The organism is Streptomyces sp. Ac-502, from assembly GCF_045222935.1.
Taxonomy (GTDB): domain Bacteria; phylum Actinomycetota; class Actinomycetes; order Streptomycetales; family Streptomycetaceae; genus Streptomyces; species Streptomyces monomycini.
Genome location: NZ_JBHFFO010000001.1, coordinates 6,245,883 through 6,260,318 on the forward strand (window position 1 = coordinate 6,245,883; position 14,436 = coordinate 6,260,318).

Annotated in this window: 12 protein-coding genes and 4 pseudogenes; 9 read left to right on the plus strand and 7 right to left on the minus strand. The window is 71.6% G+C overall.

The window, feature by feature from the left end:
- Window positions 1-52: 52 nt before the first annotated feature.
- A complete protein-coding gene (locus tag ACEXOX_RS28555) occupies window positions 53-562 on the minus strand; it encodes a hypothetical protein (RefSeq protein WP_406524019.1) in 510 nt (169 codons plus the stop codon).
- Between the two features lie 187 nt (window positions 563-749).
- Here ACEXOX_RS28555 and ACEXOX_RS28560 point away from each other — a divergent pair, with 187 nt between their 5' ends.
- Window positions 750-1,124, plus strand: coding sequence for a hypothetical protein (locus ACEXOX_RS28560; RefSeq protein ID WP_406524020.1), 375 nt, complete (start codon window positions 750-752; stop codon window positions 1,122-1,124).
- Between the two features lie 24 nt (window positions 1,125-1,148).
- Here the strand turns inward: ACEXOX_RS28560 and ACEXOX_RS28565 are convergent, their stop codons facing one another.
- Entirely contained in the window at window positions 1,149-2,021 is an 873-nt protein-coding gene (locus ACEXOX_RS28565) for a GyrI-like domain-containing protein (protein WP_406524021.1), read from the minus strand.
- 188 nt (window positions 2,022-2,209) lie between these two features.
- On the opposite strand from ACEXOX_RS28565, the pseudogene ACEXOX_RS28570 reads away from it, so the two are divergent.
- A pseudogene (locus ACEXOX_RS28570) lies at window positions 2,210-3,312 on the plus strand (M24 family metallopeptidase).
- A gap of 86 nt (window positions 3,313-3,398) precedes the next feature.
- On the opposite strand, the gene ACEXOX_RS28575 reads toward ACEXOX_RS28570, so the two are convergent.
- Window positions 3,399-4,412, minus strand: coding sequence for a zinc-binding dehydrogenase (locus tag ACEXOX_RS28575; protein WP_406524022.1), 1,014 nt, complete (start codon window positions 4,410-4,412; stop codon window positions 3,399-3,401).
- 393 nt (window positions 4,413-4,805) lie between these two features.
- On the opposite strand from ACEXOX_RS28575, the gene ACEXOX_RS28580 reads away from it, so the two are divergent.
- Entirely contained in the window at window positions 4,806-5,450 is a 645-nt protein-coding gene (locus ACEXOX_RS28580) for a pentapeptide repeat-containing protein (RefSeq protein WP_406526497.1), read from the plus strand.
- Window positions 5,451-5,594: 144 nt separating this feature from the next.
- Here the strand turns inward: ACEXOX_RS28580 and ACEXOX_RS28585 are convergent.
- Window positions 5,595-6,091: pseudogene (locus tag ACEXOX_RS28585) on the minus strand (hypothetical protein).
- A gap of 194 nt (window positions 6,092-6,285) precedes the next feature.
- Here ACEXOX_RS28585 and ACEXOX_RS28590 point away from each other — a divergent pair.
- A complete protein-coding gene (locus tag ACEXOX_RS28590; protein WP_406524023.1) occupies window positions 6,286-6,651 on the plus strand; it encodes a hypothetical protein in 366 nt (121 codons plus the stop codon).
- Between the two features lie 2 nt (window positions 6,652-6,653).
- Window positions 6,654-7,637 carry an SGNH/GDSL hydrolase family protein gene (locus ACEXOX_RS28595; RefSeq protein WP_406524024.1) on the plus strand — a complete coding sequence of 328 codons (984 nt, stop codon included), beginning with the start codon at window positions 6,654-6,656 and terminating at the stop codon, window positions 7,635-7,637.
- 277 nt (window positions 7,638-7,914) lie between these two features.
- On the opposite strand, the gene ACEXOX_RS28600 is transcribed toward ACEXOX_RS28595, so the two are convergent.
- Entirely contained in the window at window positions 7,915-8,490 is a 576-nt protein-coding gene (locus ACEXOX_RS28600; protein ID WP_030022317.1) for a TerD family protein, read from the minus strand.
- 222 nt (window positions 8,491-8,712) lie between these two features.
- Between ACEXOX_RS28600 and arfB the strand changes: the two genes are divergently transcribed.
- On the plus strand, window positions 8,713-9,150 hold the full coding sequence (arfB, locus tag ACEXOX_RS28605; protein WP_030022316.1) for an alternative ribosome rescue aminoacyl-tRNA hydrolase ArfB: 438 nt from the start codon (window positions 8,713-8,715) through the stop codon (window positions 9,148-9,150).
- Window positions 9,151-9,236: 86 nt separating this feature from the next.
- Here the strand turns inward: arfB and ACEXOX_RS28610 are convergent.
- Window positions 9,237-9,736 (minus strand): annotated as a pseudogene (locus ACEXOX_RS28610) (flavin reductase family protein).
- A 403-nt stretch (window positions 9,737-10,139) separates the two neighbouring features.
- Here ACEXOX_RS28610 and ACEXOX_RS28615 point away from each other — a divergent pair.
- The 3 genes and pseudogenes from ACEXOX_RS28615 to ACEXOX_RS28625 all read left to right on the plus strand — a co-directional run.
- Window positions 10,140-10,871: pseudogene (locus ACEXOX_RS28615) on the plus strand (GAF domain-containing protein); the annotation flags it as partial.
- A 152-nt stretch (window positions 10,872-11,023) separates the two neighbouring features.
- Window positions 11,024-11,827, plus strand: coding sequence for a GGDEF domain-containing protein (locus ACEXOX_RS28620; RefSeq protein ID WP_406524025.1), 804 nt, complete (start codon window positions 11,024-11,026; stop codon window positions 11,825-11,827).
- A gap of 258 nt (window positions 11,828-12,085) precedes the next feature.
- On the plus strand, window positions 12,086-13,057 hold the full coding sequence (locus ACEXOX_RS28625) for a carbohydrate-binding protein (protein ID WP_406524026.1): 972 nt from the start codon (window positions 12,086-12,088) through the stop codon (window positions 13,055-13,057).
- A 109-nt stretch (window positions 13,058-13,166) separates the two neighbouring features.
- On the opposite strand, the gene ACEXOX_RS28630 is transcribed toward ACEXOX_RS28625, so the two are convergent.
- The gene (locus ACEXOX_RS28630; RefSeq protein ID WP_406524027.1) at window positions 13,167-14,096 is read right to left on the minus strand and encodes a 1-phosphofructokinase family hexose kinase; all 930 of its coding nucleotides are present in this window, start codon (window positions 14,094-14,096) and stop codon (window positions 13,167-13,169) included.
- Window positions 14,097-14,436: the final 340 nt, after the last annotated feature.

Below are 14,436 nucleotides of genomic sequence, written 5' to 3' on the forward strand. Positions count from 1 at the left end.
AGACGGACATGCTCTGCTGGGGGCGAGACGAGGGGCGTACCGCGAGAGCCCCTTAGTGCTTGATCGGCGGGCAGTAGCCGGTCTTGTCGCCGATGGTGTTGATTTCGGCGTTGGACCGGGGGTCGCCTGCGTAGTTGATCTGGTTGGTGCAGCTGACGCCGGGCTTCTTGGGGGTGCCGGGCGGTGTGGCGTTCTTCTTCTTGGGGGTCGGGCAGTGGCCGGTTTCTGCGCCGATGCTGTTGATCTCGGCGTTGGACCTCGGGTCGTCCGCGTAGTCGAACTTGTTCGTGCAGCGCTCCCCCGTCTCCTTGGCTGCGCTCGACGACGCGCCGTGGGAGGTCTTCTGGGTGGTCTTGGTCGAGGTGGCGGGCGCCTGCCGGTCGCCATCGGAGGCGGACGACGAGGAAGTGGACGACGAGGACGCGGACGAGGCCGTCGACGGTGAGGAAGCGGCCTTGCTGTCGCCGCCCTGGCCGCAGGCGGTGAGCCCGAATGCGGCGGCGGCGATGACCACGGCGGCGGCGGCCTTGCGGACGTGACCAAGAGTGGTGAGGTGCGACATTTTTTCTCCCCGTTCGGCGTCGGTTGGTGAGAACAAGACTGCCGGCCACCGCTGTTTTTTCGCCGTCGCCCGACTAACGCTGCGCTAACGCATGACGCCCAAGGCCCCGGCCAGCACCGCCCCCGTCCGGTGCCGGGAGGCACTGATGCGACAATCCCGTCATCCGTTACATCAGGGCGAGGGGACTATGCGGGACCGGGACCGGGAAGCCGTCTGGCGCGAATTGGACGACGGCAACGGGGTGGCAGCCGTCTCCATGGGCTGGCTGCGTGAGCAGTACAACGCCGAATGGGGCCGTCTCAGCATCGGCCGGGCCTCCGAAATCAGCAGGTGGCTCACCGACGACGGCATAGCCCATCTGCCGTCGCCGATGCCGTCCCGGGAGGCCGAGGACGTCTTGCTGTACAAACGGGAGTCCCCCATAGGGCTGCTCATCAGGGCCGCCCGGCTGGAACCGCCCTTTGCCGAGAACCCGGTGGCTGCGGCCTACTTCCTCTCGGCGGTGCACAGCTCCCAGGCCGCCCCGGGCCCCGGCACCGACCCCATAGCCGCCGAGGCATAGGACAACGAGGCCGGACGGGCCGCGTCAGTCGGAAATCGCCATCCGTTCCACCGGAATCCACAGTTCCGCGTCTGCCTCGTTTCCGTTTTCCGAGAGGCGGGTGCGGAGGATTTCAGGGCCCGGCCTGCTCCGGTACGGGTTGGACGGAAACCACTGGGTGAACACGTCGCGCCACAGAATCTGCAGCGTTTCCGGGAACGGCCCGGAATGCTCGAAAACGGCCCAGGTGCCCGGCGGGACGACCAGCGCGTCCAGGTCGTCCGGCGCGTCCGCCTGGGTCACCACACCGTGGTAGTAGTCGAGGTCGGTGCCCTCCGCGCGGCTGGGGTCGAGGTCGTCGCACACGGCTACGACGCCTTCCGGCTGCTGGTCGGAGAGAGCGGCGATCCGCCGTATCGTCTCCTGGCCGATACTCCGGACGAACTCCGCGATCGCCGGGTTCGCCCCTTCATGGACGAGCGGGACCCGCGCCTTCTTTCCCACGACGTGAAACCGTTCCTTCGCCACGATCCGGTATCGCATACTGCTGCTTCCTTCGACAATGAGACGGAAGGACATCCGGGGCTGGGCGTGCAGCGGAGCGCCGTCCCGCCGGGCCTCTCCCGGGCCCACGCCGTGTACGGCGCGAAAAGCCCGCGCGAACGCTTCACCCGAGCCGTATCCGTACCGCACCGCGATGTCCAGCAGTGTCCGGTCTCCGGCGAGGACTTCGGCTCCCGCGACCGTGAGCCGCCGGCGGCGGATGTATTCCGACAACGGCATCCCGGCGAGCGCGGAGAACATGCGACGGAAGTGGTAGTCCGACGTCATGGCGATTCTCGCCAGTTCGGTCACCTCGATCCGGCCGCGAATGTGCGCCTCGATGTGTTCCAGGGCCTCGTTCAGCCGTTCCAGCACTCCGGATCTCCTTCCCTTACGTCTATGACGTTAGGAGGACCGCATGGTCCCGTACCCGATATCTTGTGCCCGGTTCGGTGGGTGCGGCGGAGGGGGCGGCCCGGGGCGCTGCCCGCGGCCTTTCTGTGACGTGTTGGACGGGGTGGGGCTCGCGCGTAGAGGCGTAGGTTCTCGCCATGGCGACTTCGATGAGGGCCGAGGACTACGGGCGGCGGTTGACGCGGGCGGCCCGCGCCGCGGAGGACGCGGGGCTGGCGGGGACGATCGTGACGCCTGGGCCGTTGATGGTGTGGCTGTGCGGTTACACGCCGGCGCGCTTCAGGGGGCTGGTGACCGCGCTGATCGTGCCCGTGCGGGGGCAGCCACGGTTGCTGGTACCGGCGGACGAGCGGCCCGTCGCGGAGCAGGCCGCAGGGGCGGGCGCGCTGTCGGTGGCCGCCTGGGCGGAGGGGCGGATCCGTACGCCCTCCTTGCGAAGTGGTTGGAGCCGGCCGGGCGTTACGGCGTTTCGGACATGACGTGGGCCCGTGACCTGCTGGCGTTGCAGCGCGCCGCGCCGGGGACCTCGTATCTCGCGGTGACGGAGGCGCTGCCGATGCTGCGTGCGGTCAAGGACACCTTCGAGGTGGAACGGCTGGCAGCCGCGGCGGCGGCCTCGGACGCCGCGTACGAGGCGGTCCTCGGGCTGCGCTTCGCCGGGCGGCGGGAAAGCGAAGTCGCGGCGGACGTCGCACGGTTGCTGGCTGAAAACGGCCATGAGGTCGTCGCCTTCGCGGTCGTCGGGTCGGGGCCCAACGGGGCCGACCCGCGGCACGAGGCGGGCGACCGGGTCATCGCCGACGGTGACATGGTGGTGCTCGATCTCGCTGGCCTGCGGGACGGTTACGGCTCGAACACCGGGCGGACCGTGCACGTAGGGCCGCCGTCGGCCGAGGAACGCAAGGTGCACGGCGTCGTACGGGAGGCGCAGCAGGCCGCCTTCGAGGCGGTCCGCCCGGGGGCGGCCTGCCAGGAGATCGACCGCGCGGCCCGGCGGGTCGTCAACGCGGCGGGCTACGGCGAGTACTTCGCCCACCGTACGGGCCGGGGGATCGGCGCCCTCACCCACGAGCCGCCGTACCTGGTCGAGGGCGAGCAGCTGCCGCTGGTGCCCGGAATGTGCTTCTCGGTCGAGCCGGGAATCTACCTTCCTGGACGCTTCGGCGTGCGGATCGGGGACATCGTGACGTGTACGGAGGCGGGCGGGCGGTGGTTGAACGCGAGTGAGCGGGGGTTGTGGGTGGTGGGGTGAGGGGGAGGGGGAGGGGTGGAGGTGGTGAGGCTGAAGGGGGCGGTGAGTGAGGCGTAGCCGGAAGGGCTACGGGCTATGGGCTACGGCTACGGGATGAGGACGACCTTGCCCATCGTGCCGCGGTTCTCCAGGGCGCGGTGCGCGGCCGCCGCCTCGGCCAGGGGGAAACGTTGCACGTCCGGTACGAGACGGCCGGCCGCCGCCTCGGCGAGGGACGCGGTCTCCAGGGTGCGCATCGGGTGGTCGCCGCCCGCCTTGGCCATCATCGCCGGGCCCAGTACGTGCTCCGAGGTGATGCCACGTTCGGCGAGCTCACCGTCGGCGAACTCCAGCGGCCCGCCGGTCAGCAGGCCCCCCGAGGACCAGCCGAAGACGAGGTGGCGTCCGCCGCGGGCGAGCAGGTTCACGGCGGCGCGGCCCGGTGCGCCGCCCACGGAGTCGAAGACGAGGGTGGCGCCGGGGGCGTCACGCCCGTCCAGGAAGGCGCGTACCCCGGTGGGCCAGTCGGCCTCCTTGTAGTCCACGGCGAGGTCGGACCCCAGCTTCCGTACACGTTCGGTCTTGGCCGGGCCGCCGGCGAGGCCGATGACGGTCGCGCCGGCGTTCTTCACGTACTGGACGAGCAGGGAGCCGATACCGCCGGCCGCCGCCGGGACGATCGCGATGTCGTCGGCGGTGAGGTCGGCGAAGAGCAGGATGCCCATGGTGGTGCGACCGGTGCCGATCATGGCTACGGCCTGGGCCTCGTCCAGGTTTCCGGGGACGTCGTGCAGCTTTTCGGCATCGACGACGGCCTTCTCGGCGTAGCCGCCGGGGTTCATGCCCAGGTGGGCGACGACCCGGCGGCCCAGCCATACGGGATCCGTGCCCTCGCCGAGGGCGTCCACCGTGCCCGCGACCTCGCGGCCGGGGACGGTCGGCAGGTCGGGGAGCGGTGCGGGGCCGCCGGTGAGGCCCTCGCGCAGGGCTGTGTCGAGCAGGTGGACGCCGGCCGCCGCCACGGCGATCCGGACCTGGCCGGGGCCCGGGCGGGGATCTTCGACCTGCTCGTACGCGAGGTTCTCGGCGGGGCCGAAGGCGTGCAACCGGACTGCGTGCATGGCGTTCTCCTGGTGCGGGTGGTGGCTGCCCGCCGGGCGGGCCGGCGGGGCGGGTGGCCGTGCCGTTGGCCCTCACTCTGTTTCCTCAACCTTGGTTGAGGTCAAGGTTGGGTCTTCCGGTCCGTAGAGGTGAGCTGTCATGAGCTGATGCGGGGTGATGCGGGCTGACGTCCGATGACGTGGCGCGAGGGGCAGTCGGCTCTTGCGGTCCGAGGGCCGTTTTCCCTGGTCAGCCGGCTGGTCCGGGGAATTGTCAGTGGGGTGGTTCACGATGGGGTCAGTTGGTCGTGCGGTTGGGTTCGGGACGGAAGGTCAGGAAGGCGGTGGGCGGACGTGAGGGAGCGTGACGGCGGGACGGGGCGGCCGGTGCGGCAGGGCGGATCGGGGCGTTCGGTGCGGGAGGTGCGGCGGCCGACGGTGCGGCTGCCGGAGCTCCAGGCGTATGCGGACGCCGAGTTGGAGACCGAGGGGGATTACGACGGGCTGGAGTTCGCGGACGCCGACCTGACGGGGCAGCCGGGGCGCGGGGCCCGGTTCATGGACTGCGCTCTGCGGCGGTGCGCGCTGGACGAAACGGTCCTGAGCCGGGCGCGGTTCATCGACAGCGTGCTGGATGGAGTGCGCGGCGTGGGGACGGACCTGTCGCAGGCGTCGCTGAGGGATGTCGAGGTTCTGGACGCGCGGCTCGGCGGCGTCCAGATGCACGCGGCGGCGCTGGAGCGGGTGGTGGTGCGCGGCGGGAAGATCGATTTCCTGAATCTGCGCAAGGCGAAGCTGAAGGACGTCGCCTTCGAGGGATGCGTACTGGTGGAGGCGGACTTCGCCGGCGCGGAGCTGGAACGGGTGAGCTTCGACGACTGCACGCTGTCCCGGGTGGACTTCAGCGGCGTACGGATGCGCGATGTGGACCTGCGCGGGGTGGCCCGGCTGGACATCGCCCGGGGGATCGACCGGCTGGCGGGCGCGGTGATCAGTTCGGCGCAGCTGATGGACCTGGCGCCGGCATTCGCGGCGGAGATAGGGGTGCGGGTGGAGTGAGCGGGGGGTACGGCGGGGAGTAAGTCATGGGGAGTGGTTTACGGGGAGTGGTCCACGGCAGACCGGCCGGGGAGGGGAGTGGCGGAGTGGAAAGGGTGAGTGGAGCGCGCGAGCGGGGTGGCCGGCGCGCGCGGGGGCGAGGGTTCAGACGCGGGGGAAGCGGGCCTGGAGGTCCCATACGGCCGGGTTGTCACCGAGCCCGTCGTGCAGGTCGGTGAGGTCGGCGATCAGGTCGTGCAGGAAGTCGCGGGCCTCGCGGCGCAGGGCGGAGTGCTGGAAGGTGAGCGGGGCTTCGTCGGCCGGCATCCAGTCGGCGTCGACGTCCACCCACCCGAAGCGGCGTTCGAAGTACATCCGGTCCGCCGACTCGGTGAAATCCAGCTCCGCGAACTGCGGCTGAGCGGCGCGGTTGCCGAGGGGTCGCGGTCGATCCGTTCGACGATGTCGCACAGGGCCCAGGCGAAGTCCAGCACCGGCACCCAGCCCCAGGAGGTCTGGACCTCGCGGTCCTCCTTGGTGTCGGCCAGGTAGACGTCGCCGCAGAAGAGGTCGTGGCGCAGGGCCCGTACGTCCGCGGTGCGGTAGTCCGTCTGCGGCGGGTCCGGAAAACGGCGGGAAAGGGAATAGCCGAGGTCGATCACGTTCTTGATGGTGTCACGCTCGTACGTTCGTCCGCGCCGTCGCGGTCGTCGTAGCGGACGGAGGCGGGCGCGGACGGGCCCACGGACAGGCTCACGGGCAGATCAGCGGTCTGGCCTAAGGGCAGGGCCACGGACAGGTCAGCGGACAAACGAGGCAACACAGCAGAGGGTGGGGACGGAGCATGACAGGTTCCATGACCAGACGCGCGGGCGTCGCACTGTTCGCCACCGCGGCACTGGTGGCACTTCCGGTGCTCGGTACGGAGCGGGAGGCGGCCGCGGTGGCCGCGGCGGCGCCCGTGGCGGGGGTATCGGGGACCGTGGCGGGGCCGGGCGAGGGGAGCACCGGGCGCTTTGCGGAAGCGCGGGACGGTGACCACGGCGGTGGGCAGCGCTGGCGGGGCGCCTGGGCGACCTCCGCGCAGGCACCGCACGCGTTGAGCCCGAACTGGTCGACGCAGGGCTTCACCGACCAGACGGTCCGGCAGGTGGTCCGGGTCAGTACGGGGGTGACCAGGCCCGTTTCGAGCTGTCCAACCGTTACGGCCGGACGCCGCTGACGGTGACCGGTGCGACCGTCGCCCGTACGGGCAAGGGGGCGACGGTGCAGGACGGGACCGTACGGCAGCTGCTCTTCGGGCGGCAGCAGTCGGTGACCGTGCCAGCGGGCGGCGAGGTGCGCAGCGACAGGCTGCCGATGAAGGTCAAGGCCCTGGAGTCCCTGACCGTGACGCTGTACCTGGCCGGGCCCACCGGGCCGGCCACCTTCCACCAGTCGGCCCAGGCCACGACCTACCGCGCGGCGGGTGACCACCGTGCGGACACCGGGGGCGCGGCCTTCACCGAGCAGTCCCAGTCCTGGTACTACCTGTCGGGGGTGGAGGTCGCCGGGGGCAAGGACGACACCCGCCGGAGAGCGGTGGTGACCTTCGGCGACTCCATCACCGACGGCTACGGCGCGACCGTGGACGCGAACCGCCGCTATCCGGACGTGCTGGCGGAGCGCTTCGCGGCCACCGGACACCCGCGCAGTGTGCTCAACCAGGGCATCAGCGGGAACCGGGTCACCGCGGACTCGACGTGGGCCGGGGAGAAGGGCGTGGCCCGCTTCCGGCACGACGTGCTCGGTGAGCCGGACGTGGGCACGGTCATCGTGCTGGAGGGGATCAACGACATCGGTGCCAGCGTCTCGCCGGACTGGCCCGGCGGCCCGGCTCCGGACGTGTCGCTCGCCCAGCTCATCCAGGGGCATCGCTCGCTGATCCGCCAGGCACACGCGGCGGGGGTGAAGGTGATCGGTGCGACGGTGACGCCGTTCAAGGGCGCCGGGTACTACTCCGAGCGGGGCGAGGCCAAGCGGGACGCGCTCAACGAGTGGATACGCACCTCCGGCGAGTACGACGAGGTCGTTGACCTGGACCGGGCCCTGGCCGACCCGGCCGACCGGGACCGCCTGGCCCCGGCCTATGACGTCGGCGACCACCTGCACCCGAGCGACGCGGGATACCGCGCCATGGCTGAGGCGGTCGACCTGGACGAGCTGTAAAGGGGAGGGTCGGAGGGCCGGCCGCCCGCCCCTCTCAGCCCGAGCGACGCTTCCGGCCCCGAGCTTCGGCCCCTCTCAGCCCGAGCGACGCTCCCGCCCCCCCCCCCGAGCTCCCGCCCCTCCGCAAGCACCGCGCCCCACACCAAGCCGCCCCCAATGCACCGCACCCCGCCAAGACCAAGGTCCTGGCGGGGTGCGGGGTATGGCTTTCCGAGGCGCAGGCCGGTCTGGGGCGGGGTGCTCCGGAGGGGGCTGCGTCGGGGAGGGAAGTTCGGGGTCAGACGTTGACGCCGAAGTCCTTCGCGATGCCGACCAGGCCGGAGGCGTAGCCCTGGCCGACGGCGCGGAACTTCCACTCGGCGCCGTTGCGGTAGAGCTCGCCGAAGACCATGGCGGTCTCGGTGGCCGCGTCCTCGCTCAGGTCGTAGCGGGCGATCTCGGCGCCGCCGGCCTGGTTGACGATACGGATGAAGGCGTTGCGCACCTGGCCGAAGTTCTGGCTGCGGTTCTCGGCGTCGTAGATCGAGACCGGGAAGACGATCTTGTCGATGTCGGCCGGGAGGGCCGCCAGGTTGACCTTGATCTGCTCGTCGTCGCCCTCGCCCTCACCGGTGACGTTGTCACCGGTGTGCTCGATGGACTGGTCCGGCGTGACCTTGTTGTTGAAGAAGACGAAGTGCTGGTCCGAGTAGACCTTGCCGCTCGTGTTGACCGCGATGGCGCTCGCGTCGAGGTCGAAGTCCGTGCCGGTGGTGGTGCGGACGTCCCAGCCGAGGCCGACCGTGACGGCGGTCAGGCCCGGTGCCTCCTTGGTGAGCGAGACGTTGCCGCCCTTGGACAGGCTTACAGCCATGGGGATGTCCCTTTCCTCGTCGAATCGTCGGGCTCCGTACTGCGGACGAAGCTACCGTCACCCTGCACAACGCGATGAAGGGACCGTCGGGTTCCAGCTCCCTTTACTTTCTTTGCCAATTCCTGATGCCGGGGGCGGGAAGGGACCACGTGCGAAGGCGGGCGGCCGGGGGATGCGGCAAAAGAAGGTGACGGGAGCGGGTGGACGCGGGATCATGAGGGCATGTCAGGGCCCTATGTCATCCGCGGTTCGGTCGCTCTTCCGGAGGCCGAGCTGGTGTGGCGTTTCACGCGTTCCTCGGGGCCCGGCGGGCAGCACGTCAACACGTCGGACAGTCAGGTGGAGTTGCGTTTCGACGTCGCGGCCACCGATGCGCTGCCCGAGGTGTGGAAGGAACGGGCGCTCCAGCGGCTGGCCGAACGCGGCCGCCTGCTGAACGGCGGAGTGGTGTCCGTACGGGCCTCCGAGCACCGTTCCCAGTGGCGCAACCGGGAGACCGCCGCCGTACGGCTCGCCTCGCTCCTCGCCGAGGTCACCGCGCCGCCGCCCAAGCCCCGGCGCAAGAGCCGGATACCGCGCGGGATCAACGAACGCCGGTTGCGGGAGAAGAAGCAGCGCGGCGACGTCAAGCGCGGCCGCTCCGGCCGCGACTGGAGTTGAAGGCTCCGAGCCTCCGAGCCCCTCCTCGGCAGCGGCCTACGGCCCGCGTAGCCCCGTAGCCCCGTAGCCCCTGCCCTCCGGCCCCCTCACCCCAAATGCCGATACTTCCCCCGGAAGTACGTCAGCGGCCCCTTGTCGTCCCCCGCCACGTCCGCCGCCAGTACGCGTCCGATCACCAGCGTGTGATCGCCGGCCACGACCCGCTGTTCCGTGCGGCATTCCAGGTGGGCCAGGGCGTCGCCGATCAGGGGGCTCCGGCCTGTTCGCCCCGTTCCGTAGGAATGTCCTCGAAGAGCAGTCGGTCGCTGATGCGGTTCTTCATGGCGAACCGGCCCGCAATGTGCCGCTGCCCCTGCGACAGCACCGAAACCGCCCAGAGGGGCTGATGCACCAGAAGGTCGTCCATACGGGAGTCGTTGCGAACGCTCACCATCACCAAGGGCGGTTCCAGCGACACCGACATGAAGGCCGTGGCGGTCATGCCCACGTCCTCGCCGCGCGGTCCGTCCTCCGGATCGTGCGCGGTGATCAGTACGACCCCGGCGGCGAGCCGGGACAGGGCGGCGCGGAACTCGTCGTCACTCACCCCTCCAGGATGGGGGATCGACCCTTCACCGGGCGCGGAGAGTGGCGTGGCGGGCGCCGCGGGGCGATCGCCGGGCGTGGCGGCGGAGGTTTTCGTGAACACGCCATGAACGCTAACGGGGGCCGTAGGCTGCTCGCATCGGGCCCGGGGACCAGGCGTGGCCTAGGTCCGGCGGACGAGTGCGTCGTGCGTCCGGATTTGCGTTCAGGAATTGTAGAAGTGCCTCCAACGGCGCCTATTTGAAGATCATCAAATGGCCGCCACGCTCTGTGACTTGAGTCACAGCAGCCGGTAATTGTTGACCCTGTGTACCGAGTGAACAGCTCACTGTGATTCAGTGGCCGTGGCAATCGGACGACACAGAATCCTGGAGTTGCTGTCGAGGTCTCGGGGAGAGCGAGCGATGGAGACCGAGTCGGAGCCATACGTCCGTCTTGCGACCCTGAGGCAGCTGCACCAAGTGGTCGCCGAACTGAACACCGCACGCAGCCTTGCAGACACCCTGCAGACCGTCGCCGACGGAGTGATCACGGGGCTCGGGTACGAGCTGGCCGCGGTCAACCTCGTGCGGCCGGACGGTGACCTCGTGGTGGCCGCGGTGGCCGGCAGCGCCGGTGCCGAGGCCCTCATGGCGGGCCGGGTCGGCTCCCGCGGCTCGTGGGACCGCCGGCTGAACATGGCCGAACGCTGGGGCGGCCTGTGCTTCATCCCGCACACCGAGGGCTGGGTGCTGGACGATGACGACGTGCCCCAGTGGCACGCCGCCGGGCCCGAGCCGCGCTTCCCCGACGAGTGGCACCCGATGGACCGCCTCTTCGCGCCCATGTACACGGCCGCGAACGGCGGGGGCGAGCTGCTCGGCGTGCTCTCCGTCGACAAGCCGCGCAACGGCCGCCGCCCCGGCGCGTGGGGGCAGGAGGCGCTGCAGATGTACGCGTTCCAGTCCGCCATCGCGATCAGCAACGCCCGGCTGCGTGCCAACATGCAGCGCGCGCTGGTCCGCCTGGAGCGCGAGCAGCAGGCCCTGCGCGCCAGTGAGGAAAGCTTCCGGCAGGCGTTCGAGTACGCGCCCAGCGGCATGGCCATCGCCGAGATGGGCGGCGACCAGCACGGCCGGCTCCACCGTACGAACGACGCGCTGTGCCGCCTGCTGGGCCGCCCGGCCTCCGCGATGCGCCGCTACTCCTTCTCCGACCTGGTCCACCCCGAGGACATCGGCACCCTGCTGCGCACCTCCGCCGAGGGGGCCGCGCCGAGCTGCGGCTCGCCCGCCGCGACGGCACGTACGTGTGGGTCTCGCTGCGCAACTCCGTCGTCGCCGACACCGCCGACGGCCCGCGCTTCCTGCTCACCCACGTCGAGGACATCGAGGAGCGCAAGCGCCACGAACTCCAGCTCGCGCACCGCGCCAGCCACGACGCGCTGACCGGCCTGCCCAACAGCGCCGAGCTGCGGGCCCGGCTCGGCGCCCGGCTGTGTTCGCGCCCGCCCGGCTCGGACGCGGACGCGTACGCCTCCGCCGCCTCCGCCGCGTCGGTCGCCGCCTTCCAGGAGGCGCACGGGTTCGGCTCGGACGGCCCCGAGGTCTTCGACGGGTACGACGCCGCCGACGGCCCGGAGCGGGGGCCGGCCGGGCCGTACGACCACCACGTCCACGTCGTCGCGCCGTCGGACGGGCCGGAGGACGACGGCGCCAAGGGGCTCGCGGTGCTCTTCTGCGACCTGGACGGCTTCAAGTCGATCAACGACCGGTTCGGGCACCACACGGGTGACGCGGTGCTCATCGAGGTGGCCCGGCGGCTGACCAACGGGGTGCGGGACGGCGACACGGTCGCCCGGCTCGGCGGTGACGAGTTCGTGGTGCTCGCGGACGGCCTGGGCAAGGCCGACGCGCAGGACCTCGCGGTCCGGCTGCGCAACGGCATCATCCCGCCCATCCGGGTGGACGGGCGCGGCGTACGGGTCGGCGCGAGCTTCGGGATCGGATGGGCGGCCTGCGGGATGTCGGCCGAGGAGGTCCTGCAATCCGCCGACCAGCGGATGTACGTCGAGAAGCGGTCCCGTTCGAAGGCGAGCCGGCGCGCGGGGTGAGCGGGGGCGCGGGCCGACCGGTTGTGCGCTGACCGAACGCGCGGTCCGGTGCCCCGGTGCGCCCCGGACTGCTGCGTCACGCCTCCTGCCCGGGGCGCGCAGGGCCTCCGCCGCACGTTTCCGTAGCGATCCGCTGGCCGTTCCGGCTCGGCGTGGCATCGCTCGAAAGGGGTAGGCTGCGCCGATGCGGCGGGGCGCCGCCGGGGGCCCGAAGATCAGCACAGCCATCTCGCACAGACCGCTGGGGAGTGACACGGAATGACGGCCGGCAACAACGGTGCGGGCACGCCCGAGGACGACGACCCGTTCGCCCACCTCTACCGCTCCGAGGGCGGCGAGGGCGGCGCGCAGGGCGCGGCGGGCGACGGCTCGGCAGCGCGCCGGCCGGGCGTACCGCGTGCGTCGTACAACCAGGTGCGTACGGTCGGCGAGCGCCAGTACGGCCAGCGGCAGTACGGCCAGCAGCAGGTCCCCGCGCAGCAGCCGCCGTACGGTCAGCAGAACCAGCCGCCGTACGGGCAGCAGAACGCCCACTACGCGGCCCCCGAGACGCTCCCGGGCGGCGACAACGCCCGCCAGGGCCCGCCCCCGGGCCACGGCAACGGCGGCGCGCCCCGGCGCAACCACAAGGGGCTGCTGATCGGCGCGGTCTCGGTCGTCGCGGTGGTCTGCATCGGCATCGGCGTGGCCATGATCACCAACAGCAACGGTGAGAAGAAGGACGAAGCGGGCGGCGCCGACCCGACCCCGACGGCCGGCGAGTCCGTCAAGCCCAGCGACAAGCCGTCCGGCAAGCCGTCCCAGGGACCGCTGCCGAAGGAGGCCGCGGCGTCGCTCTCGCTCAGCCCGGAGGCGAGCACCGACAAGTCCGTGCCGGGCGCCAAGGCGGCGAACGGCGCCTACGTGTCGCTGAACAAGGTCGGCGCCTCCGCCACCTGGTCGGTCGACGTCCCCAAGAGCGGTGAGTACACCCTGCTCGTCGACTACGGCGTGCCGGGCAAGGACATGAAGACGTCCCTCGGGGTGAACGGCGGCAAGCCCGACCAGATCAACATGTCGAACTTCGCGCACGGCGCCGAGGGCGCCTGGGACAAGGGCTGGACGACCACGTTCCGGTGGATCACCCTCAACAAGGGCACCAACACCATCAAGATCTCCTGCGAGCAGGGCGACCAGTGCGAGGTCAACCTCGACCGGGTCTACCTCAAGGCGGGGCACGTGCGGCGCTGAGACGCGGCGCTCGGCGGCACGCCGCAGCAGCACTCGGTGGCACTCACAAGAGGCCGCCACGGCTCTCACCTCGCCACGGCCCCTGCGCCCCCACGCTCCCTGCGCGCCCCTACGCCGCCACCGGATGCTCCGTCACCGTCACCCGCCCCAGCAGCTCTTCGTACGTGTCCCGGTCGAATTCCCCGGCCGCCGGAGCCCGTACCGTAGCCGCCGACAGGGCCACCGCGCGCGCCAGGCGGGCCGGCCAGGGCAGGTCCTCGACCAGGCCGGAGAGCAGGCCGGCCACCGCGGAGTCGCCGGCGCCGGTCGGGTTGCCGGCGATGCGGCGGGGCGGGGCGGCCTGCCAGGCGCCGTCCGCGGTGACCACGAGCATGCCGTCGGCGCCCAGGGAGGCGGCCACCGTGTGGGCGCCGCGGCGGCGGGCGTCGCGGGCCGCGCGCAGCGGTTCGGTGGAGCCGGTGAGGGCGGCCAGTTCGTCGGCGTTGGGCTTGGCGAGGTCGGGGCGGGCGGCCAGGCCGCGGCGCAGCGGCTCGCCGCTGGTGTCCAGGAGGACGGGTACGCCCGCCGTACGGGCGGCGCGGGTCAGTCGCGCGTAGACGTCGACGGGGACGCCCGGCGGGAGGCTGCCGCACAGGGCCACCGCCCGTGCGCCGGAGAGCAGTTCGCGGTAGGTGGACATGAACGCGTCCCACTCGGCGGGCGTGACGACCGGGCCCGGCTCGTTGAGCTGGGTGGTGTCGCCGGTGGACTCGTCCACGACGGCGACGGTGCGCCGGGTCGCGCCGCCGACCGGGACCAGCGCGTCGGTCACCGAGGTCTCCTGGGCGAGCAGCGAGCGCAGCGCGTCGCCGGTGCCGCCGCCCGCGAAGCCGGTGGCGACCGCCCGGTGGCCGAGCGCGGTCAGGACCCGGGCGACGTTCAGGCCCTTGCCGCCCGGGCGCTCGGAGACCTCGGTGACGCGGTTCGTGGAGTGCGGCTGGAGCCGGGGCACGCGGTAGGTGATGTCGAGGGCTGCGTTCAGCGTGACCGTGAGGATCATGGTTCCCCCTCCCCGGAACGTACGTGGACAGACGGCGGCACACCGGGCCGGCGGCCGGTGGGTCCGTACGGGACGGACCGGTGCGCTGGCGCGCGAGTGCGCAGCGATCATGCCATCGCGAGCGGTGGTTGGCCCAGCCCTTGGGCCGACCGCCGCACGGTCTGCACCGGTCCGGGCACTCCGAACCGGCCATGTGGCACGTGCCGGAGCCCGTTCGGCCCTACCGTGCGTCGCTCAGGTCACTCAGGCGCAGGCGTGCCGCCCCGCTGTCCTGAACGCCGCCTCGTACTGCGTCGCCCCGCTGTCCCGTACGCCGTCCGTACGCCCCCCAAACCTCCGC